General features: G+C 59.3%; 13 protein-coding genes. 7 read left to right on the plus strand and 6 right to left on the minus strand.

What is annotated here, in order from left to right; all coding sequences use genetic code 11:
- Positions 1–347 precede the first annotated feature (347 nt).
- Together J3U87_RS31305 and J3U87_RS31310 are read left to right on the plus strand one after the other, a co-directional pair.
- Positions 348–1,721, plus strand: a complete 1,374-nt coding sequence (locus tag J3U87_RS31305; protein WP_237379738.1) for a B12-binding domain-containing radical SAM protein — start codon at positions 348–350, stop codon at positions 1,719–1,721.
- Positions 1,718–2,506 carry a hypothetical protein gene (locus tag J3U87_RS31310; protein ID WP_237379739.1) on the plus strand — a complete coding sequence of 263 codons (789 nt, stop codon included), beginning with the start codon at positions 1,718–1,720 and terminating at the stop codon, positions 2,504–2,506. Before J3U87_RS31305 ends, J3U87_RS31310 begins: the two co-directional genes overlap by 4 nt.
- Positions 2,507–2,837: 331 nt before the next feature.
- On the opposite strand, the gene J3U87_RS31315 is transcribed toward J3U87_RS31310, so the two are convergent.
- Positions 2,838–3,764 carry a c-type cytochrome gene (locus tag J3U87_RS31315; protein ID WP_237379740.1) on the minus strand — a complete coding sequence of 309 codons (927 nt, stop codon included), beginning with the start codon at positions 3,762–3,764 and terminating at the stop codon, positions 2,838–2,840.
- A gap of 412 nt (positions 3,765–4,176) precedes the next feature.
- On the opposite strand from J3U87_RS31315, the gene J3U87_RS31320 reads away from it, so the two are divergent.
- The 3 genes from J3U87_RS31320 (at position 4,177) to J3U87_RS31330 (ending at position 7,993) form a co-directional block, all read left to right on the plus strand.
- Positions 4,177–5,787, plus strand: coding sequence for a sensor histidine kinase (locus tag J3U87_RS31320; protein WP_237379741.1), 1,611 nt, complete (start codon positions 4,177–4,179; stop codon positions 5,785–5,787).
- Entirely contained in the window at positions 5,784–6,485 is a 702-nt protein-coding gene (locus J3U87_RS31325; protein ID WP_237379742.1) for a response regulator transcription factor, read from the plus strand. Before J3U87_RS31320 ends, J3U87_RS31325 begins: the two co-directional genes overlap by 4 nt.
- A gap of 452 nt (positions 6,486–6,937) precedes the next feature.
- Positions 6,938–7,993 (plus strand): transposase, encoded by a 1,056-nt coding sequence (locus tag J3U87_RS31330; protein ID WP_237379743.1) that lies wholly within the window; start codon positions 6,938–6,940, stop codon positions 7,991–7,993.
- A gap of 308 nt (positions 7,994–8,301) precedes the next feature.
- On the opposite strand, the gene J3U87_RS31335 is transcribed toward J3U87_RS31330, so the two are convergent.
- Complete coding sequence (locus J3U87_RS31335) at positions 8,302–9,225, minus strand: LysR family transcriptional regulator (protein ID WP_237379744.1); 924 nt, start codon at positions 9,223–9,225, stop codon at positions 8,302–8,304.
- A 138-nt stretch (positions 9,226–9,363) separates the two neighbouring features.
- Here J3U87_RS31335 and J3U87_RS31340 point away from each other — a divergent pair, with 138 nt between their 5' ends.
- Complete coding sequence (locus tag J3U87_RS31340; RefSeq protein ID WP_237379745.1) at positions 9,364–10,026, plus strand: DUF6058 family natural product biosynthesis protein; 663 nt, start codon at positions 9,364–9,366, stop codon at positions 10,024–10,026.
- Between the two features lie 948 nt (positions 10,027–10,974).
- Here J3U87_RS31340 and J3U87_RS31345 read toward each other — a convergent pair.
- Together J3U87_RS31345 and J3U87_RS31350 are read right to left on the minus strand one after the other, a co-directional pair.
- The gene (locus tag J3U87_RS31345) at positions 10,975–20,376 is read right to left on the minus strand and encodes an Ig-like domain-containing protein (protein WP_237379746.1); all 9,402 of its coding nucleotides are present in this window, start codon (positions 20,374–20,376) and stop codon (positions 10,975–10,977) included.
- 344 nt (positions 20,377–20,720) lie between these two features.
- Complete coding sequence (locus J3U87_RS31350) at positions 20,721–21,302, minus strand: ECF-type sigma factor (RefSeq protein ID WP_237379747.1); 582 nt, start codon at positions 21,300–21,302, stop codon at positions 20,721–20,723.
- Positions 21,303–21,755: 453 nt separating this feature from the next.
- Between J3U87_RS31350 and J3U87_RS31355 the strand changes: the two genes are divergently transcribed.
- Positions 21,756–22,244, plus strand: a complete 489-nt coding sequence (locus tag J3U87_RS31355) for an RDD family protein (RefSeq protein ID WP_237379748.1) — start codon at positions 21,756–21,758, stop codon at positions 22,242–22,244.
- 173 nt (positions 22,245–22,417) lie between these two features.
- Here J3U87_RS31355 and J3U87_RS31360 read toward each other — a convergent pair whose 3' ends face one another.
- Both J3U87_RS31360 and J3U87_RS31365 read right to left on the minus strand, forming a co-directional pair.
- Positions 22,418–24,061: a hypothetical protein gene (locus J3U87_RS31360; RefSeq protein WP_237379749.1), complete on the minus strand. Its 1,644-nt coding sequence runs from the start codon at positions 24,059–24,061 to the stop codon at positions 22,418–22,420.
- A gap of 462 nt (positions 24,062–24,523) precedes the next feature.
- On the minus strand, positions 24,524–25,360 hold the full coding sequence (locus J3U87_RS31365) for a helix-turn-helix domain-containing protein (protein WP_237379750.1): 837 nt from the start codon (positions 25,358–25,360) through the stop codon (positions 24,524–24,526).
- Between the last annotated feature and the right edge of the window lie 110 nt (positions 25,361–25,470).

A 25,470-nucleotide genomic window follows, 5' to 3' on the forward strand; every position in this document is an offset into this window, starting at 1 on the left:
CGATGCACTATTGATCGAGAAAATGCATTCGAGAGCGATCGCGAAGCAGATCTTCTTATCAAAGTATTGCCAATTACGTCCCTGGTGCTGTCCAACGACACCCTTGCATTGCGTACCCTCGAATTGTTGACACAGCCATACTTCGCGTCCTTACAATCACTACAGGACGGCAGCAAAAGTATATTCAAACAAACCACTTCCAGACTTTTATTGTCGAAATTCATGAACACATGGAATGGTTCCAATCCGCCATTAACTTTAAAGACAGGATCGTCCCCCGTACGTCCTCAGCTTGCGTGACGGTCGAATGACTCAACCATCGTAGGGCACCATAACGGAGGAATACCTTGCCAAGAAAAGACCGCAAACTGTTGTTGATTGCCATGAGTGGCGTACGGGTCAAAGACCGGGAGTTGCTCGAACTCGGCATGACCCTGCCTGGATTCGTCGAGCGCAGCCAGGTGATCGCCTCCTTGCCGAGCTTGTCGCTGCTCACCGTCGCGGCCCATACGCCGGCGAACTGGGCGATCACGTACCGCGAGGTGGACGAACTGAATCTCCCCAGGCTGAGCTCGATTGCCGATGAAGGATTCGACCTGATCGGGATCTCAGCTTTCACAGCCCGTATTTTGGATGCCTACGCCCTCTCGGACCAGCTCCGCGCCCTCGATCAGGTGGTCGTTCTGGGCGGCTTGCATGTGTCGGTGCTGCCGGAAGAAGCCGCACGTCACGCCGACGCCATCGTGGTCGGGGAGGCCGAAGCGGTCTGGAACCGTTTGATCGACGACTTCGAAAGCCAAACGCTGAAAAAACGCTACCGCGCCAGCGAGGCCCGCCCCAAATACCATCTCGGTCGATCACGGATTCCACGCTACGACCTTCTGGATGTGAAAAAATACAACCGTCTCACCCTGCAAACGACGCGGGGCTGTCCCGTGGATTGCTCCTTCTGTGCCGCTTCGCGCCTGATCAGCAACTACAAGGTGAAACCCATAGACCTGGTGCGGCGGGAGTTGGAAGCGATCATCGATATCTGGCCGAAACCCTTTATCGAACTCGCCGACGACAATACCTTTTTCAATAAAAAATGGGGCCGGCATCTGGCACAGTTGTTCTCGGAGTACCGCATCAAGTGGTTCACGGAAACCGATATTTCGATCGCAGACGATGAACCGTTGCTCGAGCACCTCGCCAGATCGGGTTGCGCCCAGCTATTGATCGGGCTCGAGTCCGCAACCCCCGAATCGCTGAAGGAAATCGATGCCCGAAGTTGGAAACACCGGCAGTACGAATCCTATCTAAAAAGCATCGAGAAGATTCAATCTTATGGAATCTCGGTCAATGGATGTTTCATCTTGGGTTGGGATTCGGATGACACGAGCATTTTTGAATCGACTGCACAATTTGTTTCGGACAGTGCACTTGCCGAAGTGCAAATCACCTTGCTCACTCCCTTTCCTGGCACCGATCTCTATCGCAGTTTGCATGACAGTGGTCGGTTGATCTCCGAACGATTCTGGGACAAATGCACCTTGTTCGATACGACCTTTCACCCCAAACGCATGTCGGCCGACGAGCTTACGGCCGGTTTTAGATGGCTCATGACCCAAATTTACACGCGGCAAGAACACCAAAAACGAAAGCAAAAATTCAGATCCTGCATGCGTGCCGCTCGCATCACGCGGCAGTCTGAAGCACGGCAATCTGCGAGGTTGGCATGAATGATTTAAAGTCGCTTTTTTCGTCAAATCTAAAGCTGCTGTTTTTCAAAACCAGCAAGAGAGATTTCGATGCGTTTTCGCTGGATCACCTGAAATTGGGATTGTTCCTGACCTGGATCGTCGGCATGGGTCGCTGGTGGGATGACCCCAACGCCAACATCCTGCAACACTTGGGAATGGGTTCGGTCATCTACATCTTCGTTCTGGCCGGGATCATTTGGTCTGTCGTATGGCCCCTGAAGCCGCGCAACTGGTCCTATCGCCACGTGTTGACCTTTGTTTCGTTGACGTCCCTGCCCGCGTTGCTCTATGCCATTCCCGTGGAACGATTCGTTCCCATCTCCACGGCCATTTCGTTGAATATTGGATTCCTTGCGGTGGTGGCGGCATGGCGCGTGGCGCTGTTCTTTTTCTATCTGAGCCGCCACGCCGATCTTCACTGGTTCAAGACCATGGTGGTGGGGCTACTGCCACTGAGCGCGATTGTCTCGTCACTGTTCTTTTTGAACTTACACAACGTGGTCTTCGATATCATGGGCGGCCTGCGGGACGAGGGTCCCTCGCCCCACGAGGGCGAATATTCCGTTTTGATGCTTCTGACCATGCTTTCCGTGATGTTGATCATTCCGCTACTTTTGACCTATGCCGGTCTCATCTATCACGAGCACAAGGTCAAACCCAACCGGACGAACGCTCTCTCTAGGGAGCAGGTTGAACCGGACGCGTCGTTGGACCTCGACACGCCAAACGAAGTATTCCCAAATCATCGGGAAAAGGCCTCATAGGACGACACTGGGATAGGACGACACTGGGGTCCAGGCAACACTGGGAAGGCTACACTGGGACGACACTGGGACACCCATCAAATCATCGGGAAAAGTCCTCGCGACACTGGGACACCCATCAAATGAGACACAACACTGGGACACCCATCAAACCATCGCGCGACACTGGGACACCCATCAAATCATCGGGAAAAGTCCTCAAAGCAACGCACCCAAAACTCCATTTGGGACACCCATCAATGACCACACTGGAAACTGGGATGGAAACTGGGACACTCAACATTTCCCGGTTGATCATTGTGGGTGTCCCCAATTTTCCCCTTTTGATCGCTCAGTCATCTTCTGAATTCAACTTGGACAGCGCGTCCGAGGCGGCGGCGTGATCGGGCTTCAACTCCAGGGCCTTACGAAAGGCCTCTTCCGCACCGGCCTTGTCGCCCTGCTCGGTCAAAGCGCGTCCAAGGGAGAAGTACCCATCGGGTAGTTGTGGTGCCAGCTCGGTCAGGATTCGAAGCACCGCCACTCCCCGCTCCGGCATGCCGCGTTCGTGCATCTTGCCGGCAAAGTGTATCAGTCGCTTCGGTGTCCAGGATGCGTTGGCTTTCATGGCAGCCCGGTAGGAGGCTCGCGCTTTTTCGAGTTCGGGGCCGACGTACATGTGGTAACAGCCGATGACGAAGTGACTGTAGTCGTGATTCGGGTGGAACTCGAGATTGATCTCGTGGGCCCGCTTGGCGTCGGCATAGGCCTCCTTGGCCGTGAGTCGATCTGCAGCCGCGCCGAGGGCCGCCCAAGGTCCAAAATTATAGCCCCCCTTGCCATAGTACTTTTGGCGCACCTCGCGGTACTCGGCCTCCAAACCTTCGATTCCCCGCTCCTCATACACGGCCATCAATCGATCCTCGAGTTTTCGTGGGTCGTTCGTGCCGTCGTGGCAGGTGTAACAACCGATTTGTTTCTGGTGCGGTTCGAAGAATTGAGCGTTGATTTCCTCGAGCATTTTGAACATGCTCCGCGCGATTTTTTTGGTCTTTTTCTCGTCGGAGGCGAAATCGAGATCGTTCAGCTTCTCGGAAGTACCCGCATGGCAATGAGCGCAGCGAACCCCGAGATCCATGGACCAACTGCGCATATACCCCATGAGATCTTGTTTGGAGATGTCCTCCGGCAACACTTTCAAATTGGTGAACTCGTCGGGTATCTGGGCCGAGACAAGGGGACCGCTAAGCACGAAGACGCAAAGAAAGGCACAGCGCATGGTGGGCTCCTTTTGAAATCGGTTGTGGGTTTTTCCCTGGAGTTTAGTAGGTGGCGAGGCTCGTTTGGACCGGGCGTGGAAAAGGTTTTGTCAGGAAACGGTCAAGATTTGGAAGGGTTTCGTCCACCTCGGTTCCCTCTGTCATTGGCGCCCTGCAGACACACCATGACCCAATCACTCCCCAGAGCTGACGCGCCCACGATCCGACCTCTCACCTAACCAGCTATATATATTTATGTTACACATCCCGCTGATTGGCTCATCGGAGCCTTCTACTTCCGAAGAATCCTTCTCAAACGTGAATGAGGCTGCCGATTCGGAACCAGGTGGCGATCAATTCCCGCGGTTTGACCGTTCGCTGTCGCGCCGATTAAAGTGGGTAGAAGTACCACCGAATCTTCCTAGGAAGCCCATGAAACGATTCCGCTTCGCCATGCCTTCCCGCTTCGCGGTCGTCATCTTCCAATTGACGGTCACCATGGTCTTGATCGCCATTCTCGCCTTGCAGGCCCAGTATGCGGTCCAGTCGCACCAGCTCACGGCGGAAAAGGTGTTGGCCGACTATGCAAAACTCGCTTGCCGCGAATTTATCAGCGCGGGCTCTTCGAGACTGGGTTATTACGCCCTCAATCCGGTGATGCGACAGTTCAAGGATATGCCCTGGCCAGAGTTGCCCAACCCCTTTTCGGCCTCGACAGTGAACCTGAGGGTCGTGGGGATCGAAGCCCTGCCGGCCACGATGCAATTTTCCTTCTGCCGTTTCGACCTCGATACAAAGACCGTCTATCATCAAGAGCGACATGCGCGGTCAGTTTTCGAAGGCTACCTGAACGAACTCGAACGCGTTCAATACGATCCAAATTGGCCTTTTGCACTCTGTTTCACGAAAGACGCACAGACGGTGCTCGCCTATCGACGCGCCGGCATGGGCAACCGCTACGAAGGATTGCTCTTCGACCGTGCCCTGCTGACGTTGTTCTTCGAAAGCATACTGTCCCACCGCAAATTGATCCCATTCGCGGAGGGTGATGCGGCCACGGCCAACAGGAATTTCGATCTTCGCGTTTCGGTCGCCGACGATTTGCTGTTTCACGCCGGGCCGAATACCCGAGGAATCGGGTCGGCGATGCATTTCGATTATGGGTTTCGGGAGATGCGGGTGAGCGTGGCTCTGGCGGAGGCCCAAGCCGGAAACCTGATCATCGGCGGCCTGCCCCGATCGCGCCTACCACTGTTGCTGTTGCTCATGACCCTGGCCCTCGGCCTGGTGGCGATCAGTCTGTGGCAGCTCAAACGCGAGCACGAACTGATCGTGCGCCAAACGGACTCGATCGCATCGATTTCCCACGAGCTGCGCACTCCCCTGGCCCAAATCCAGATGTTCGCGGAAACCTTGCTCCTGAACAGGGTGCGATCACCCGAGGAAGCCCAGCGCGCGCTCGAGATCGTCTGCCAGGAGAGCCGCCGTATGGGGGATCTCGTGGACAACGTGATCCGGTTCTCCAGTTCGTTGCACGGCATGAACAAGCCCCAACTGACAGAGTTGTCGCCGGCGTCGTTGCTTCGAGAGCAGGTCGAACATTTCGAACCGCTGATCGCCCATACGGGGACGATCTTCGAGGTGGAAGTCCCCGAGACCCTCGCCATCCGAGCGGACCCGCGTTTCATCCGCCGCATCCTACGCAATCTCATTGACAACGCCATCAAGTACGGTCCGGTGGGTGCGCCGATCAGCCTGGGCGCTCGCCGGGAGAAGGGTCAGAAACGAAGGGTTCTGCTATGGGTCGAGGATCGGGGCGAAGGTGTACCAGAACGGGACCGCCAGCGGATTTGGCACCGTTTCGAGCGATTGAACCGGCACCGAAACACGGCGGTGGCCGGCACTGGCATCGGCCTGTGGCTGGTGCGCGAGCTGGCGAGGGTCCAGGGCGCACAGGCCTGGGTCGAAGAGAGTCGTCGGGGCGGGGCACGCTTCGTGGTGGCCTTCGAGGCCGCGAGCGACCGTCACGAGGGTATGGCATGAGCATCAAGATCCTGGTGGTCGAGGACAACGAAAACATCGCTTACGGGCTAAAGAACAACCTGGAGATCGAAGGGTACACGGTCACGATCGCCGGCGACGGGAACTCGGCACTGGAGCAGGAAGCCCGTTGGCGACCGGATCTCGTCGTGCTGGATCTCATGTTGCCGGGTCTGGATGGCTTCACGGTGCTGCGCAAATTACGCGAAGCCGAGCGACCCACGCCGGTCCTCATCCTCAGCGCACGGGACGAGGAGATCGACAAGGTACGGGGCTTCCGATTCGGAGCCGACCAATATTTGACCAAACCGTTCAGCGTTTTGGAGTTGCTGGCCCGGATCGAGACCTTGCTACGGCGCACCGAGGCACTGCGTCGCCTCGACGACAAGGAGCATCGGCCCTGCCTGAGCTTCGGCCAGGTGGAAATCTACCCCGAGGCTCGCGAAGTCAAGCGGAACGGCGAAACGGTTGCGCTGGCGCCCAAAGAGTTCGACCTGCTGATGGCGTTATGGGCCAGCAGGGGTGCCGTGGCATCACGCCTCGATTTGATTCGCAAGGTTTGGGGCTACCCGGGCGATGTGCTGACGCGCACGGTGGACACCCATATCGGCGAGCTGAGACGCAAGTTGGAAGAGGATCCAGTCCATCCGCGCCACATCCTAACCGTCCGCAAGGTAGGTTACCGCCTCAAGGTAGATTAGATTGGATCGATTGGGATGGATTGATTGGGACACCCACGATTAGGGGAGATCAGGAGGCCAGATTGGTTAGATTGGGATTGGGACACCCACGATTAGGAGATTAGATTGGGGAGATTAGATTGGGACACCCACGATTATGGGGAGATCAGGAGGCCAGATTGGAATTGGGATTGGGACACCCACGATTATGATGTCAGATTGGTAGCAGGCCAGATTGGGACACCCCATATTCTTGATTCGATCAGATCGGCAGGTCAAATTTTGTTTTGTTTTGGAACACCATTTTCAAGCCAGCAACACAAACACCCAGATCACTCTCTTTGCCAGCTAAAAACAAATGCAACCATCGTAAAAAATCAGTCAAACCCAAAGAAAAACACCCCCTCTGACAAGGGCTGTCCCAAGGGCGATATATGGTGACAAGGAGGGATCTTTTTTCTTTGGAGGGAACCATGACCACAGCCCGTTCAAGCATTGTGAAAGACGGAATCGAGGGCGTCTACCACTGCATTTCGCGTTGCGTCCGACGTGCTTTTCTGTGTGGAAGAGATAGCATCACCAACCGCAACTTCGAACATCGAAAACAATGGATTCATCAACGATTGGTGGTACTCGCCGACATCTTTCTGATCGATGTCTGCGGTTATGCCATCATGGACAACCATCTCCACGTCATTTTGCGCAACCGGCCCGACCTCGCCGCAGACTGTTCCGATCAAGATATCGCAAGCCGCTGGTGGCGCCTCTTCCCCAAGCGTCGCAACAGGTGGCACCAACCCGAACAGCCGACCGAAGAAGAGCTGGCAGCCCTTCTCGCCGGCCAGGATCGAGCTGCGGAATTGCGACAACGCCTCGCGTCGATTTCTTGGTTCATGCGCTGCCTGAAGGAGCCCATCGCCAGGCGAGCAAACGCCGAAGACCAATGCACGGGACGATTTTGGGAAGGCCGCTTCAAAAGTGTCGCGCTCTTGGACCAGGCCGCGATCTTGACTTGCTCGGCCTACGTGGATCTCAACCCGATCCGAGCCGGCATCGCCCCCACTCCCGAGGCCTCGGCCTACACATCCGTCCAAGAGCGGATTCAGGCCCGCCAGGCAAGGAGAAAACGGAATGCGATCGAGAGCGCCCTAATTTCCAAGCAGGTTGCCAACGGTGATTCGAACGAAGCCAAAAAGCTCCCACGCGATCACTGGCTATGTCCGTTGCGAGACGAGGGAAACCGCCGCGGCTATTTGAACATCGAGCTGGATGACTACCTCGAATTACTGGACTGGACGGGCCGCCAAATCGTGGAAGACAAGAAGGGCGCGGTCCCGGCGCATCTGGCTCCAATTCTGACGCGGCTGGAGGTCGATCACGAGCAATGGCTCAGGAGCAGCAGGAAATTCGGATCGATGTTTTACCGTGTGGCCGGTACCCTGTCGCGGATGACCCAGGCCGCGCTGGGCGCAGGCCAGCAATGGCTGAAGGGAATGCATGCGGGCCACATCGCATTCCTAAATGGATAAAAATCCGGCCATTCCCTTCGCACGCAACTAGGACAGAAGAGGACATCCGTCAAAGGCTGCAGGGAATGCATGCGGGACAGAAGAGGACATCCACCAATTCCGGTGTGGTTCGCGCTTGGCGAGGAGAAACCAGGAGCGAACACACAGCAAATCAGGGTATTGAGTTTCTCAATTTAGTTGATGGGTCAGCCACGACATTACTCGAAACGGCTTTCTATGGGTGTCCTTACACGCACACGCACGCACCTACATGCATGAGGATTTCCAAGTATGGCTGCGCTGATGAGGGCTCCAGTTCGATTCTCAAGCTATGGGTGGGGTTTTTTGTGGGTGTCCCAGTTTGGCTCGCTAGCGAGAATGTGTTGTTCGAGGGCGCTAATCGCAGCGTTGTCGGGCAGGTTTTTGCGCTTCACCAACACCACCGGAATGGTCGATTCGAGCTCAGGAATCGGTAAAATTCGCAACGAGCCCAGCCGCACCTCTTCTTCGATACTGGTGATTGGCACCAGCGATATTCCGAAGCCCGCCTCGACCATTCGTTTCTGGGCCGTCAAACTGTCGATGACGATCCAATCACCCCCCATCAAACCATTGCGGCGCAACAGGAGTTTGATCGATTCAGCAAACGGCTCGCCGGAGCTTCCAAGCGGGAATGTGATCCAGGGAATGCCCACCAGATCCTTCGCCGTGAGGTTTTCGTCCTTTGGCAGGTTGGCGTGAGGCGCACAAATGACAACCAAGGCCTCTTCTCGGCATGGTATCCAAACCAGGTCGGGATTTGGATCGGGAAAGTAGCGCAGGCCCAGATGCGCCTCGCTGGCAAGAACCAGTTGACTGACTTCGGCACTGCGAGCCGTACGCAGCACCAACCGGTTATCCGGGTGTTCTCGGCGAAACGTGATAAAGGACTGGGCGAGGTCCGTACTGGCCAGGGTACCCACCATGGCCAAGCGGAGGGACACTTGCGCGGGATGCACATGAGTCCGCACCGCTTCGACCGCGTCCCGCGTCGCTGCTGTGATCGCGAGCGCGTGGGGTAATAAACAGGCTCCAGCCGAGGTCAAATGTACCCCGTCTCGCTCACGATCGAACAGGGCGACGCCAAGCGTTTCCTCCAGCATCGCAATCCGCCTGCTGACTGCGGATTGCGATAGGTGCAGCATCGTGGCCGCATTGGAAAACCCACCTGTTCGATGTACGGCGAGAAAAGCTTCTACTTGATGGAGTTCCATTCGTTTCCCCAATCCCAGCTATCGATTCTTTGCATTTTCCATATCATCGCCACCCCCATATGATGAACACAAGGCGAGACAAAAAGCGACCGGGTCGCAGGGCTTCTCGTACATTCCGCCAAATTGGAGATGAGACCCTTGGACCTTCTCACCTACCTTTGCCATCACTTTTTTACCCGTGACCAATTGATCGCTCGTTCCGATCTCTCCGAGACCGAATTCGAACATTTTCGACAGATGAAGGTCATGCCGGCCTGCTCATACTCCTTGGAAGGACCCCTCCTGTGCCGGTCCTTTTTTGGGGAACATTCGTTCCGTGCGCGCAGTGAGTTCTACGCCAAGGGGTACGTCTCGTGGTTGACTCGCCTGCCCTCCTTCGAGAGCCCACCAGAGGTCAAGGCCTGGTTCAAAACACGCTATCGAGCACGCTTGAGGCAACTGGAACTGGAGGGCTTTTCCGTGAACCATCCAAAACTGACCACGGAACTGGAGACCCATCTGGAACGCGAGTGGTCTCACTTCCTGGACGGGACCTACGGTCTTTGCACGAGATCGGGTCTGCCGGAGGATATTGCGAGCAAAGAAGCCGCGATTCTAATCATCGAGGAATGGATCAAACAGGAGCCGAACCGGGACGCCGAAAAAGAAACGTTGCGACGAGCGGTAGATCTGCTGGACGAAGCCAGCGCCCCATTTGCCCACCACGAACGTGCTCGCAGCTCACGACATCGACTCGTGAATGAAGTTCGCCGCATTTATTCCCTGGAGTCGCCCCCATCCAGGCTGGACTTCTCTCCCTAACAGGAAATTCGGGCAATTCGGGACACCCACGGTTGGTTCGGGACACCCGCAAAAAACCAAGGCGATTTATGGGAGAAATTCAGGACACCCACAAAAAACCAAGGCGATTTATGGGTGTCCCAATGGTAGGTAGGTAGGCAATTAGGCTAGGCCATCCAGGCACACGGTGGCGCCCGCATCCTCGGACGAGGATGGTGGGTGTCCCGATTAGGGGTTTCCCAAGGATGGTGGGTGTCCCGATTAGGAGGGGTAGGTAGGGGTTCGCCTCCGGGGGGGTACGGGGCACCCACAAAAAACCAAGGCGATTTATGGGTGTCCCAATTAGGCTAGGCCATCCAGGCACACGGTGGCGCCCGCATCCTCGGAGGAGGATGCTGGGTGTCCCGATTATGTCAGGCACACGGTGGCGCCCGCATCCTCGGAGGAGGATGCTGGGTGTCCCGATTAGGCACGGGAGGAGGATGGTGGGTGTCCCGATTAGGGGTTCGGAGGAGGATGCTGGGTGTCCCGATTAGGCACGGGAGGAGGATGGTGGGTGTCCCGATTAGGGGTTGGGGTTAGGATGGTGGGTGTCCCGATTAGGGGTTCGATTAGGCAAAGGCCAGGATGGTGAGTGTCCCGATTAGGGGTTCTTAGGCCAGGATGGTGGGTGTCCGAATCAAGTCGGAATCCCCGATCAAGGATGGTGGGTGTCCCGATTAGGGGTTCTGGGGTTCTTAGGCCAGGATGGTGGGTGTCCCGATTAGGTAGGGGTTTGCCAAGGATGGTGGGTGTCCCGATTAGAACCAAGGCGATTTATGGGTGTCCCAATTAGGCTAGGCCATCCAGGTACACGGTGGCGCCCGCATCCTCGGAGGAGGATGCTGGGTGTCCCGATTATGTCCCGATTATGGGTGTCCCGATTAAGGGTTTCCCGATTAAGGGTTTCGTCCCGATTAGGCATCCCGATTAGGGGTTTTCGTTGCAGGTGTCGAAGCTGCCCGTCACCGTTGCTGTGCCCGCGTTTCTGGCCTCGATGAAGGCATCCACCGTCGCTGCGTTGGCGGGCCCACCGATGTCCTCGATGTTGAAGGTACCGGTCGCCCCGCCAATGAGAATGAGGCCATCCGTGGTGTTGGCGTTGGCGCCCACGTTGGCTGAATTGAGGTCCAGGCAAACGGTGGCGCCCGCATCCTCCGTGTCAATGTCGAGCGATGCGGCACCGGAACCCGAACGGCTCAACGTGTTGCCCAAAATGGTCAGGTTCAGCGTCGTCGAATCCTCGATGTCGATGTCGACGGTTTCATCCGACGTGGAGTTCATGACATTGGTGACGCGGTTGCCTTGCATCAACAAGTTGGCGATTTTGGCATTCTCCTGAATGCGAACCTCGATACCTTCCCGACCGGAAGTCACAGCTGGGGACACCTGACCGATGTCGTTGCCTTGAATCAGGATATCGGCCTCCTGACCCGAGGCCGCCGGCACCGCTTCACCTCTGACGAGAACGGAGATCGCCTCCCGGTCGGTATCGTCGATGGTGTTGCCGGTGATCGTGATGTCGAAATCAACGACCGGATTGCCGGCGATATCGTCGGTCACCGCCCGAATGCCACCTCGCCCATCCGTGTCAACGAAAGAACAGTTGTTCACCGTCGCATCGTAATCGGTGGTCCCGCCGGCGAACAGGGTCACCATGCCGCCATTGTTGACCCCATTTGGAAAAAGATTGTCGAACGTGCAGCCGTCCACATTGTTGCTCATGACCCCGCTGCCGGATCCGGCCAGGTCGACGCCGCCGAGTCCCCCCGGATCGATGGAATCGCGGAACGTGGAATTGGTAATCGAGGTGTTCAAGGTTCCGCCGCCATTCTGTAGCACCTGGACGCCCATCCCCGACAACGACGAGAAATCGCTGCGATTGCTGGGATTGCCGACGGCAAACAGCGATTCGACCACCACCGAACCGTTCACGGTCCCGTGGGTTTCGACCAGGATGGCGTCGTCGCCCAACAGGCTCGCATCGTTGAAGAAAGTCGTGTCGGTGACGCGAATCTCGGTGAAATCGGTCCCCTGGTTTCGAATGAACACGCCGCGACTGTTGGTCCCGGCCGCCGCTCCGTCCTGGAACCTCGAGATGGTGCCGTTCCCAATCGAAATGGTGCCGCCCACATCGATGCCGTACACACCTGCGTTGTCGGCCGAGGCGGCGGCCTGATTGGACGTACCCACATTGTCGATGGTCACCCGATTCAAACTCAAACCACTGGAACGAATGAGAGAGATGCCGTCACCCTCGACATTTTGAATGGTTCCGCCATCACCTTGCAGGCCAGTCCCCGTAATGGTGAAACCACCACTGTGATCGGCCAGGAAAATCCCGTTCCCGTCGAAGGTCTCGTTGTCGGGCACGCCGTTGGCGTCGCCGTCGGCGCGATTGACCGTGACGTTGGTACCACTGGCGTCGAGGCTATCCAATTGAATCGATCCGGTCGAAGCGCCCCCACCCGAAATGGTGACGTGGACGGCATTGCCACCGGCATTGTTGGGATTGGCAATATCCACATCCCCAAAGGTCAAGCTGGTGCCCTCGTGATCCCGCACGAAGATGCCCGTGCCGTTGCGATTGGTGACGGCCGTATTGGCGAAGCTCAGCGTGCCGGCATCCACATCGTCGATGTTGAGGCCGAAGTTGGTCGGGTTGTCCACGGTCGTCGCCCCACTGGTGAAACCGGTCGATCCAACCGGCACATTGCCGAGACTGACGCCATGGCCCGCGGAGTTGGTGCTGTCCACCGAATCGAAACGCACGTCGATGATGGTGTTGTCGATATCCACGGCCGGTCCGCCGATGGCATCCACATCCGTCACCGCACTGTTGTCGCTGTCGATGACCACGGTCCCCGCAGAAGAAAGCAGCAGGCCCGTGCCGGCGCTGACATCGATGTCGAGCGCGTCGAAGGTGAAGGTCCCAGTGGACGCGGTGATGTCGATGCCCGTCGTCGTGGCCGCCAAAGTACTGCCGTCGACCGTGAACGAACCGGAGCAATTGTTGATATCGATGCCGCGCGTCGCGCCGCCCCCGGTGGCGTTCAAGGTACTCAGGTTGACACCGAGCGTCATTCCGTCCAGGTTGACGGCGTCCGATGTCGCCTGAATCGAGGCGGCGTTGGCATCCCCGCTATCGATGTCGAGCGTGCCGCCACCCGCCGCGACCAATCCGGCACCGGTCACGTTGACATCCAGGTCGGAGAACGTGACGGTCCCGGTATTGGTGTTCAGGTTGATCCCCGTGGTGACCGTCCCCGAAATCGACGCCTGGGCGAAACTGAACGAGGCCGAAGAGGTGGCGATGTCGATCCCGTTGGCCGCACTCCCCGCCAGGGTCACGATGCCGCCGCTGAAGCCGTTACCGCCCAGGGTGTCGATGTCGATACCGTCGCCCGTGGTGGCCACGGCCCCGGTGATCGAGGTAAAGGTCAGATTGTTCGCGCCCACCGTGGCGCCGTCCAGGTCGAGAAGGTGGGTCGCCGCGCCGGAAGCATCGAGCGTATTGTCGGCGCCGGCCGGATCCACCAGGTTGAGCGTACCGCCAAGCGCCTGGAAGCCGGTGCCGGTGGTCGTATCGATATCGAGTCCGCCGTTGAAATGGACCGTGGCGGTCGTCCCGCTGGCCGCCGTGAAGGCCGTGCCGGTCCCGGTATTCAAGGTCACGGTATCGTTAAAGGTGAAAGTCCCGGTAGAGGCGGCACCGATGTCGATGCCCTCGTCGTCATTGCCGGACACCGAAACCGCGCCGTCAAAGGTGTAGCTTCCATCCGCCGCGACAAACTGCAAACCGGTCCCCCCGGTAGCCTGGAGCACGGCTCCCGACTCGAACGTGACCGTGCTCGCATCCGCGTTTTCGGACAGCACCAGTGGAACCCCCGCAGTGCCCTGGGTGAGGGTACCGGTATAGGTCAAGGTCACCGCCGACCCGATGAGGCCGATCACCTCACCGTCGACATTTTCGATGGTGCCGCCATTGACGTCCACAGTGCCACCCACGTTGTTGGCGATACCCATCCCCACCAAACTACCCGCACCGGCGTCGATGTCCAATTGAGTGAAACTCATGGCATGCCCGGTCGTGATCACGGCATCGTCGAGAATCACGCCCCCCACGCCGACCGTATCGATGTCGACCGTGGCGAAGCTCACCGTCCCGAAGTTGTCGAATCCGAAAATGCCGACCCCCGTAGAGTCGTCGATATCCAACGTGCCCATGAACGCGACGGTCCCGGTAGGCGAAGTCGCACTGGGACCGTTGAGTTCGACCCCCACATCGCCCGCGCCGCTCAGGGTGACCGTGTCGGCAAAGGTAAGGGTCGTACCGAAGCATTCCTGGATATCCAAACCGTCGTCGCCTGGCATCGTCACCGAGATCGTGCCGTTGAAGTTCACGGTCCCGGTCAGCTCGTTGAGGTCGATACCGTCGTCGCCCACCATGTTGACGGTGACGGCCCCGCCGAAAGTCAGGTCGGACGAGGTGTTGGCGAGGTCGATACCGTTGCGGACCATATCGGAAATCATCACCGCGCCCGTCACGCCAAAGGCACCGCCGGACACCCCGTCGAGCACGATGCCGTTGTCACAGGTGGCCGAAGTCACGGAATCAAACGTGACCCCCGAAGCGCCGATGACCGTGTTGAAGAAATTGAGCGTCTCGCCGCCGGTGGTGTTCAGCGTGTTGGTCCCGGTGATTTCGAGCGAATCGGTGTCGGCCACGGTCAATCCGAAGCCGGAGCCCGAGCTGACGTTCAGGTTGGTGAACAGATGCGTGCCCGTGTTGCCACCCAGGAAGACGCAATCGCCCATGTCGGTCACCGTCAAATTGGTCACGGTCAGATCGGCCATGCCGAATTCGTAATCGAGCCCGAAGGACGAACCGCCCCCCGGACCGGTGATGGTGACGTCGGTGATGGTCAAGGTCCCCTCTTGACCCAGGATCACCAAACCGTCGCTGGTGTTGTTTTGGGGATTGATGTCCACGTCGGTGATGGTCGTGGTCCCGCCGGCCTTGGCACGCGGTTCGACCGCCAAATCGAGCTCGTCACCAAAGGCCGCGTACCAACCCGATCGCGCGACCCGGGTCACCGACGGCTCCTGAACCGTTCTCGAGAGGTGCCACGGCTGGCCAGGCTCGCGATCACGACCCATTCGAGCCGCGCCTAACCCAGTCGACCTTGCATCCGGCGCCTCCTCGCCACGCTTCATGGGAACGATGCCGATGGCCGCAATCCCGGCCGACGCCTGGGGCTGAAGTTCCAACCCTTCGATGGTGTTGTCGTCGGCGAGCACGACCACGTCGCCCATCGTGTTGGTGAGAACCGGTTTGGTCATGGAGGCCGCCACCAGTTCGATCGGCGCCGTCGGCCCCATGCCGTCGACGTCCACGCTCAAACCCACCGGCTCGCCAAACAGTTCCTGGCCATTCTGGAGCAGGATCCCGTCTTCCTGACCGGTGGTGGTCCCGTCACCGACGAAGATGAAAATCGTCTCGTTTTCGCCGGCGGCAGCGGTCGCTTCGGCCAGCGTATCGAACGGGTCCGCCTGAGAGCCGTCGTCCGTGCCGGAGGCATTGGTGTTGTCGACGAACCAAACCACCTTTTCGTAGATGAAGGTGATGACAGCGGTGTCGGTACCCATCACGTCGTCTTCGATTTCATAGGTGTAGGTATCGGTTCCGGCGATCGCCGGCGGAACCGCGGCGCCGGGCCCGGGCGTGGTGTAGCTGAAACTGCCGTCGGCCGCGATGGTGATCGAGCCGCCCATGTCGGTGGCGAAGGTACCCGTCGTGGCCGCGATGGTGCCGTCATCGGTGTCGTTGGCGAGCAGGCCGATGCCCGCCGGCACGGACACCGTGGTGTGACCGAACACCGTGTAGCTGTCGGCCATCGCCATCGGATCGGGGCTCACCGTGATCGACACCGTGGCCTCGTTGGAGGTGCCGCCGCGCGTATCCATCACCGTGTAGGTGAAGCTCGTGGAGCCCGTGAAGATGCCGGGATCGTAAGTCACCGTGCCGTCCGCGTTCACCATGGTCGTGCCCTCGCCGCCCGGCACATCCGTCACGATCGAGACCGTGGTCACGTCGATCATGTCGTCGGAGTCGGTATCGCCCGTGAGTACGGCGATCATCTCCGCGTCGGCTTCGGAAACCGCCACCATGTCGTCGTCGGCCATGGGCGGGTCGTTGATGACCACGAACACCGTCGCGCTGTTGGAAGTGGCGCCCATGTCGTCGTCGATGGTATAGCTGAAGGTGTCCGCACCGATTTCGGCGGCATTGGCGGTGTAGGTCACGATGCCGCCACCGATCGCCATGACGGTCCCGCGCGTGCCATTGGTGGGCACGACGGAGGAGAGATCGATGGTGCCGTCGCCCTGGGCGTCGGTGTCGTTGGCCGCCACGTCGATGTTCAGGAAGGCGTCGCGCTGCACGACGAACGGGCTGCCAACCGAACCATCGTCGACGGCCGTGGGCGCATCGTTGATGGTCAGGCTGACGGTGGCGGCCGGCGAATCCACCGTGCCGTCGCTGGCCGTGAAGGTGAACGAATCGGTCGTGGTGAGGGTGTTGTCGTGGGTATAGGTCACCTGGGCCGACGTGGCGGTGATCTGTGAGATCGTGCCGAGCGAACCGTTGTTGGGCGAGCTGTCGACCGCAAAGGTCAAGCTTTCCACGTCCACGTCGCTGCCGGTCAAGGTGATGACCACCATGCCACCCCTCGTGGTGGTTTCGGTAGTCGCGTCGGCCACCGGCGCATCGTTGGCGCCATTGACCGTGACGTTGACCGTCCCCGTATCCGTGTCGCCGTCCGTATCCTCGGCCAGGTAGTCGAAACTGTCCGGAGCGCTCTCGCCGTCGTCCAGGGCCTGGAAGGCGGCCACACCGGTGGGATCGAAATCGAAGGTACCGTTCCCATTGTTCGAAATGGCGGCGCCCGCGGCCGAAGCCGCGTCGACCGACTGAACGGCCAGACCGCCATCGGGCGCATCGTCGTTGGCCAGCACGTCCCCGGTGGTGGCCACCGCATCTTCACCGGCGGTCAGCAGGTCGTCCTGGGCCGTAACCGGATCGTCGGTGTCGGCCACCGTCACGGTCACCGTGTTCGTATCCGTCAGGCCGCCGTCCGTCACGGTGTAATCGAAGGTTTCGGTCCCAACGAAGTTCGTCGCCGGCGTGTAGTCGATGCGGGTCCCGCCGCCGGCAACCACCGCCACCCCTCCGTTGTCGGTCGGGCCGACACTGTCGACCGTCAGGGTCTCGCCCGTATCCGGAGCGATCTCGTCGTTGGCCAAGACGTCCAGATTGTTTGCCGTCGAGTCCTCGTCCACCGTAAAACTGTCCGCGTTGGCCACGGGAGGATCGTTCAGGTTGTCCACCTGCACCGTGACGGTGCCCGTCGCCATGCCGCCGTTTCCGTCCGAGATGGTGTAGGTAAAGGTTTCCACAGCCATGAAGTCCATGGCCGGCGAGTAGGTCAGGGTGGTGCCGCCTCCCGTGATCGTCACCGAGCCGCCGTTATCCGGCGTGCCGGTCGCCGTGATGATCAGGGTCTCGGCCGGATCCGGTCCGGAGCCATCGTTGGCGAGCGGACTCAGCACGACATCTACCGCGTCCTCGGTCACGTTGAACATGTCGTCGACCGCAACCGGGTCGTCGTTCACGTTGTTGACCGTGACCGTCAGGGTGGCCGTGTCGGTGCCGCCGTTGCCGTCGCTGATGGTGTAGGTGAAGACATCGGTCCCGAAGAAATCCGGATCGGGGGTGTAGGTCAGCGTGGTGCCGCCACCCGTGATATCGATCGTGCCGGCCCGTTTCGGAGCCATCACCACATCGGTGATCGTCAGGGTTTCGCCGCTGTCCGGGGTGATGACATCGTTGGCCAACACGGAAAAGACGTTGTCGACCGAATCCTCGTCGACGGTTTCCGCATCGTCGTTCGCGGTGGGATCGTCGTTCACGTTGCTCACGTCGATCGTCACCGTGGCGGTGGCGGTACCGCCATTGCCATCGCCGATGGTGTAGGTAAAGGTCTCGGTGGCGGCAAAATCCGCAACCGGCGTGTAGGTAAGGCTGGTGGCACCGGGCGCGATCACCACGCTGCCGCCCTGGTCGGGTGTGCCGACCGCGGTGATGGTCAGGGTTTCACCGCTATCGGGGGCATCGGAATCGTTGGCCAGCACGGCCAGGCTGTTGTCCGTCGAATCTTCCTGCACGGTGAGTGCATCGTCCACGGCGGTGGGATCGTCGTTGGTACCGGCGACGGTGACGGTCGAGGTGGCCGTGTTGGAGGGCGAAGTGCCATCGTTCAGCACCACGGTCACCAAGCGGGCCGTCTCGTCAGGATCCTGATTGGCGTTGTCGTAGGTCAGGGTACGCAGCACGATCTGGTAGTCGGCCGCCGTGTCGGCGCCGGTCAGGGCCAGCACGCCCGTACCCGGATCGTAGTTGGCGGCGATCGCCGTGGCCCCGGTGGTGACCGCCAGCACCTCGTCGGTGCCGTCGAGCACGTTGGTCAACGAGACGGTCGCGCTCTGGATGTCGACCACCACCGTTTGGTCGATCGTCAGGGTGCCGACAATCGCCACCGACCCACCGTCCTCGGTGAAGGAAGCGGCGAAGTCCGTGCCTGGCGTGGCATCGTCCAAATCGAGATCGGGTCCTTCCACCACATCGGTCACGTTAACCGTGAATGTTTGGGTGACGATGGCGCGACGGGCCTGATCGTCGGATTGCACCAAGATCGATAGGCTGTTTTGGGTTTCGAAATCGAAGCTGGCCGCGGTCAAGAGCCGATCGCCGCTGATGCTGAACGAGGCGTTGTCGTCGTCGCCCGGGCCACTGACCAACGAATAGGCGAAGGTCTGGCCCGGATCCTGGTCGGTCGTCGTCAGGGTGCCCACCAAGGTGCCGAGCGGTTCGTTTTCGGCCACCGATGCCGCACTGAGTTGGATGGCCGTGGGTGGATCGTTCTGGTCGAGCACCCTAATCGTGAAAGCCCGTTCGAAACTCAAGCCACCGCTGTCGGTGGTGCGCACCCGCACGCTTCGGGTGGCGCCCGCCTCGAAATCGAGCATCGCCGCCGTTTCGAGGCGATCGGTCGTGATCTGAAAAGAGCCGTTGTCGTCGTCCCCGGCTCCCGCGACCAGGCTGTACGTGAAGGAATCGCCCGAGTCGGGATCGGTGGTCGACAAGGTTCCGACCAAGGTGGCGACCGGCTGGTTTTCCAGAACGCTGTCGTTGTCCAGCGCCAGCGCGGTAGGCGGGTCGTTTTGTGCCCCGATGGTGACGGTGACCGTCGCGGTGGCCATGGCGCCCGCCGGATCCTCGATGGTATAGGTGAAGGTGTCCTGCCCCTTGTTGTTCTCGTCGGGGGTGTAGGTCACCGTTTGGCCGCCGCCGTCTCCCAGTTGGGCCGCTCCGTCGATGGTGACCGAACCTCCATCGGGCTGGGTCACGGCCACGATGTCGAAGGCGTCGCCGTCGGGATCGCTGTCATTGGCCAGCACATCGACGGTGACGGGCGTATCTTCGGGGGTCTGGGCGACGTCGTCCACCGCCAACGGTGCATCGTTTTCCAAATCGACCACGTCCACCCGAACGAACAAGCTGTTATTCCAGGGACATACAAACACGGCTAGGATGTCGGTCGCATCCGTGACGCCCACCTCGCCCGAGGGATCGGTGATGAGGGGATCGATGCCGGTCCAATCATCCACTTGCCCGTCCAATTGAATCACGCTGTCGACGAAAGCGGCGAGCAGGAGGGCCGCCACCAAAAGCATCGCCAGGGGCCCGGCCTTGTCGATATGATTCCGGCGGCGGATGGCCACGATACCGGCGATGGTGAGCGCCGCGATCAGGGCGAACATGCCCCAAAAGCCCAAGGTGGGAATCGGCGCCGCGAAGGTGAACAGCGCCGCGTTGGTGTCGTCTTGCCCGTTGGCATCGGTGGCGCCGGCACTGACGAGGATCGCCTGGGTCGGACCCAGCGCGTCCAGGGGCAGAACCGCCTCGATCACGTCGCCACCCTGTAGGCCGTTGTCGAGGCCCACATCCCAGCCGCCGCCCAGGTCGATGCCATTGCCGAAGCCCCCGCCGGAGCACGATTGAAGCACGGTGGCCAAGACCATCGGTGGATTCGCGTTGCTGTCCACCGTCATTTCGAGAACCACGTCGACGCCGGCCTGAAGCACGCCGGTACCGGGGTCGAAATCGCAACCCGTCGCGGTGTCGTTGTCGCGGTCGATACCGATCCGAACGACCGACAGCCCGGCCCGATCGGGAACCTGGCCGAACAAGGGGCTCATACTCAGCGACAAAAAGAGCATCAAACACGAACGACGGACAACGCACCACATGACGACCAACCCCACCAATAGCCCAAAAGGGAAAATGTCTCCAGATAAATCCATGCACCGGAAAACTGGAGAGAATGACGTATCCTAGCACAGCGATAATTTGATAAGAGCCTGATCGAACCGCTTAGATCAAATGGGGTTCAGTTCATTTTTTCAAACCAAACCCTGTTTTCTCCCCTACCCCAAATTACCAATAAACAGAATTACGCGACAGCTTTGGAACCGCGTGTCGACCAAAGAAATGGGCCGTTTCTGGTAAGGCACCCGTTCGGGTTCGAAACGCGCCGGCAGATCGGCCGGCGGCCTCAAGCGTCGGCACCCTGGGAGGGGATTCGCTTGCTCAGGAACATTTTGGCCTTGGCCAGGTGGCGTTCGATCGTTCGCGTCGACAATTTCAGGGCGGCCGCGCATTCGGGCACCGTGAACCCGGCAAAATACCGACACTCGACGACGGAAACCATCACCGGATCCACCTTGATCAACGCATCCAGCGCCTCGTGCAGGAGCAACAGGCGCGGCTCCGGGGAGGAGATGCCGTCGCGTTCCTCGTCGAGCGGCACGCGACCCACGTCGCCGCCGCGTTTCCGGCAGGCCTTGGTGCGGGCGTAACTTACCAGAATCTGGCGCATGATTCGGGCCGACAACGCCATGAAGTGGCCCTCGTCCTTGATCGATTGGTGACGAGCGGCGGCCAATTTCAGCCAGGTTTCGTGAACGACCACCGTGGTCGAAAAGGTCTGACCGGCATGCGATTGACGCAACAGGCGACGCGCCACGGTCTTCAATTCGTCGTAGTAGCGGAGCCAGAAATCACGATGCTCCGTCAATGCATCTCGATCCGAAGAAGCCTGAATGACCTGTTCCACCGCTTCGGGTAGCTCGCTCATGCGCATCGCCTCCGGTCGGCCCGCCGAAAAGGAAAATGACCGAACACAGTTCCGGGCCGGTAATCTTGAATTTTGCTGCAAACGGGGACCGGTCTTCAAGGAAAAGCCCCGTAGGGTGGGCGCCATTCGTGGTCGCCGTCAAAGTTCTCCACCGAGACAGGACGGGATCAAGCGGAGTTACGCTTCACTCGGCAAATTGGTTCCAAGGGATGCGCCCGCTTTCGATTCAACCCGACCACGCAAGCGGCACATTGGGGCAACGCTCGGCTTCGTTCGGCTTTAGAGGAACGATCGGGCCCGAGAACCATCCAAAAATGGGCATCGTTAAAAAAAATGGTACTCGAACCACGGTCAGGTCCCGCCTTGTAAGATAGGTACAGGTGGAAACCCGCGAAGCCAAGCTCAAGGGACCGACCTTTGATACCAAGTATCGTGGTAAGAAGCGAGGGAACCATGCAAAACCCATATGAAGTCACGGGTGAATCCGTGACCCAAGACTATTCGGTAAGCGTTGCCGACGACTACATTACGGCCTCGATGGGCAGGCGATTCGGCAACTTGATTCTCGATGGGATCTTTCTCCAATTCGTCCAATTCGTCACGTTCTTCATATGGGGCGCGATCCTCTCGCTGCTTAATGAACACGGCGCTCAGGATCTGTCGATCCAAGCCGGATTGGGTTTCTTCAGTTTGTTTCTTATGATCGCCCCCTACTTTCTCTATTACATCGGTTTCGAATATGGGCTCGGCCGCACGCCCGCCAAATTCATCACGGGCACTCGGGTCGTAGATGAACTCGGCAACCCGCCTTCACTGGGGAAAGTGGTGGGCCGCACCTTTTGCAGATGGATTCCCTTCGAGGGGCTCTCGATTCTGTTCTCGGATACAATCCGCTGTTGGCACGACTCGCTTCCCAAGACCAAAGTGGTCAAGGTCCGTTAGGCAGGGCCGATCCAGAATCACCGATGGGGCGACATGGTTCCCCGGAATCGGCGGGTCGGCAGGGCAAACCCACATTGGCTACCCAGTTTCAGGCGTCAGCCAATCACCCACGAACCGGTGGGGCCGCGCTCCCCACAAAGGAGCCCCAACTCAACGGATCCAGGCTTTCCTCTTCATCGCGAGAACACGAACGAGGTCACCGAATGTTTGGGAAAGCGGTACTCGAATACCTTCCCCGCTTCGACCTTACCCAGGCGAACCCTTACGTTTCGATCGCGGTGTGACCCCTTGGGATCGCGAATGGGATCTTCGTAGGTGATTCCGGGCACGATGACGCGCCCTGTTCCCGTGTAGGCCGCCAAGCCCGACCCGGTCAAGGTTCGCGTCACGGCTTCGCCCTTGGGCTCGAAACCCCGCAACCGGACGCTTGTTTGGATCGCCGCGGAGAAGGATTTGTTGATCGCGATGAGGTACAAACGCTTGCCGTCGCCCGAAAGGCTCGCCGTGACCTCCAGCAACGGTGCACCTTCGACCGGGGTGATCCAACCGGCACCGCCCGCGGAAAAGGTAGCCACCTCGGTGCGAGACGCCACCAGGCGTTCACCAAAATGGCGCGTGAAGAACTGGAACGCGAAATAGGACGGTGCGGGTTGGAACCGATAGCGTGCGGTCTTGTCGACCCGCGTCCCCTCGGGAATGCCGAGAAGGTAGAGAAAATCCGGATCGGTGAGCTTGAAGTGCATGGCCAGCCCCACCTGGGGTGACTCGACGAAGGTCCGCAGCATGCTGGCCGTGAAGAGCGCGGATCCCAGCGTCTTCGAATGATCGGTCCACTTGAAACGCGGAAATGCGTGGAACAGCGGCGCCCATTCGGTCACGGCGATGGGGATTCGGTCGGCTCGCTTCGGCGCCCAGCGTTCGATTTGGGCGGTGACGGTGGCGAGGTTCTCCTCGATGAGTTTGGTGGAAGCAAGCAAGGTCCGATAGCCGCGCTCGAACGGGACGTGATCGGCCACGGCGACCGGTGCGTAGCCGTTGTGCTGTGAAAAGAAATCGATCCGGTCGCCGATCGAACGCAGGATGGTCTCGTTCCAGCGCGGGAAACTGTTGAATCGACCCGCCCCGAGGTTGTGCAGTCCGATCGCGCCGATGCGAATATCGGGATCCACCGCACGCATGGCCTTTTCGAATCGCAACCACCGCCGCGCATACGCCTCGGGCGTCAGGTGTACCCTGTCCTGGCCGGGACCGGGTTTGTGGTAGAGCTCGTTGCCGATCTCCCAGTAGGTCACCCGGTATTCCGGATGTTCCGCCGCCTTGAGGACGTTGATGTAGCGAACCCATTCCGCCGCCATCTCCGGTGTTCCCGTGCCGCAGTTCACCACGATCAGGAGACGGGCCCCGATCCGCCGCGCGAATTCGAGCGCCTCGTCCGTTCCGTAGGTCGGGATCTCCGGCTTGCCGGTGCCTGGCACGATGGAGGTGGGCGGCCTGCGCTTCTGGGGCCCGATGCCCTTGCGCCAGTCGTAGTAGTCGGCCAGGGTCCCGCCGGGAAAACGCACCAGCGAAGGCGCCAACGCCTTGGTGTGGCGCAACACGTCGGCGTTGTACTCCAGGGTCGCGGGAATCCAGAGCAGGGTCCCGTTCCAGCGCCACGGCGTGTTGACCCCGAAAAGCTCCTTGGGAATCTCACGAACGATGCGGCGTGCATCGATCTCCACGGTGGCCGTCTCCGTCTCACGGCCAAGCACCGGAAAGACCACCCAAAAGAGCAAGGCGCCCGAGATCCAGAAGTTCGATCGAGGTTGGTATCGCATGCCTTCATTATCCCGCCGATCGGGCCCGTCGAGCCAAACATTTGCCCACGATTCACGCGAATGATCCCCAAGGTCGAGATTTCGGGACGCGGTGGTCGACACGGAGCGGCCAAACCTCGAAGCGACCGTGGCTGCACCTGGTCTCGGAAAGCACAGCCGCTCGACCACGGAAAGACCGGCCGATATCCGAACTCCGTGTGCTCGGCGAGATCTCCCCAAACGAAATAATTAAAGTAATCATTACTTTAATATAAAAGTGCCAATCCACTATAAACACGCACGTTGATGCACCCTACACGCCGAAGCATGACCTGTGCGATCGGCTACCAAGAAATTTTTGGCTTGCTCGACGTGCGCCGAACAGAAAGTTATCTCTTCCAACCAATCGTCACCGCTGGCTTGAAAGAACGACTGCCTTTCGCGCTTGTATCGAACTCCGATGTGGCCGTTTCCGGTTGGACCTTATTTCCGGGGCGGCTCGTCGAAAAGTGGCACGTAGTTCATGAAATCGCCTTTGAGGCCAAGGTACCGTGAAGGCGTCCAACCCGCGAATGCCTTGAACTCCTTGATCAGGTGACTTTGGTCGAAGAATCCGAACCGGTGTGCGAGCGAGGCCCACGATGCGGGCGGCCCGCACTCGAGGGTTTGCACGATTTTCTGGAAGCGCACGATCCGCGAGTATCGCTTGGGTGGCAAACCCAGGTATTTATCGAACAGGAAGATCAGGTGTTTGCCGCTGTAGCCCAGCTTTTGGGCCAGCTCCTTCATGGACATCGGCACGCCTGGCGCCCGGATGGTGCCCACCGCATAGTCGATAAAGGGGTTGAGTTCCATTCGTGAGGAGATCCAGTTGGCCAGGAACGCTTCCAGGCGATGGAACCGGCGGTCCACGGTCGGTTCGCTCAGCAGCATCTCGCGGAGTTCCCGGAAGGCGCGGCCCCAGATCAAATCCATTTCGACGACCTTATTGCCCAACTCGGCCATGGGAAACCCAAAAAAGGCCCAGGCGCCGCCCGGCTTGAAACTCACGACGATCATCGGCTCGCCGGTCCCCGCTTCGATGGTGATCGGTTCCTGGTGCATTCCACTGATCCACCCGCCGCAGAAAGACTGGGCCGTTTTCAGGGAATCGTTGTGGTACGTGCGTTTCGCCCCGTCACCTAAATCGATGATCAGGTTCACGCCACCGTCCGGTAGCAGCCGTTCCTTTTGGTGCGGTGGCCGATACCCGCTGTGGTAAACCACATTTTCGATGAAGTGGCACAGGGGCGCCGCGGGTGTCCGAACCTCGATGAGCATGAAAAGTCCTCGGTGGGTTTGAGCTCAGTATACCAAGACCAGGTGCAACCACGGATTTCAAACCGTGCAACCGTGGGGTTCGCCTTCCTTGCCGGCTCCTCTGGATCGAT

Source organism: Sulfidibacter corallicola (assembly GCF_017498545.1).
In the GTDB taxonomy this organism is placed as follows: Bacteria; Acidobacteriota; Holophagae; order Acanthopleuribacterales; family Acanthopleuribacteraceae; genus Sulfidibacter; species Sulfidibacter corallicola.

Excerpts from the sequence above, each read along its gene's own strand:
- J3U87_RS31330 (WP_237379743.1), top strand. The coding sequence starts at position 6,938 with ATGACCACAGCCCGTTCAAGCATTGTGAAAGACGGAATCGAGGGCGTC.
- J3U87_RS31310 (WP_237379739.1), top strand. The coding sequence starts at position 1,718 with ATGAATGATTTAAAGTCGCTTTTTTCGTCAAATCTAAAGCTGCTGTTT.
- J3U87_RS31335 (WP_237379744.1), bottom strand. The coding sequence starts at position 9,225 with ATGGAACTCCATCAAGTAGAAGCTTTTCTCGCCGTACATCGAACAGGT.
- J3U87_RS31320 (WP_237379741.1), top strand. The coding sequence starts at position 4,177 with ATGAAACGATTCCGCTTCGCCATGCCTTCCCGCTTCGCGGTCGTCATC.
- J3U87_RS31315 (WP_237379740.1), bottom strand. The coding sequence starts at position 3,764 with ATGCGCTGTGCCTTTCTTTGCGTCTTCGTGCTTAGCGGTCCCCTTGTC.
- J3U87_RS31350 (WP_237379747.1), bottom strand. The coding sequence starts at position 21,302 with ATGAGCGAGCTACCCGAAGCGGTGGAACAGGTCATTCAGGCTTCTTCG.
- J3U87_RS31365 (WP_237379750.1), bottom strand. The coding sequence starts at position 25,360 with ATGCTCATCGAGGTTCGGACACCCGCGGCGCCCCTGTGCCACTTCATC.
- J3U87_RS31325 (WP_237379742.1), top strand. The coding sequence starts at position 5,784 with ATGAGCATCAAGATCCTGGTGGTCGAGGACAACGAAAACATCGCTTAC.
- J3U87_RS31355 (WP_237379748.1), top strand. The coding sequence starts at position 21,756 with ATGCAAAACCCATATGAAGTCACGGGTGAATCCGTGACCCAAGACTAT.
- J3U87_RS31360 (WP_237379749.1), bottom strand. The coding sequence starts at position 24,061 with ATGCGATACCAACCTCGATCGAACTTCTGGATCTCGGGCGCCTTGCTC.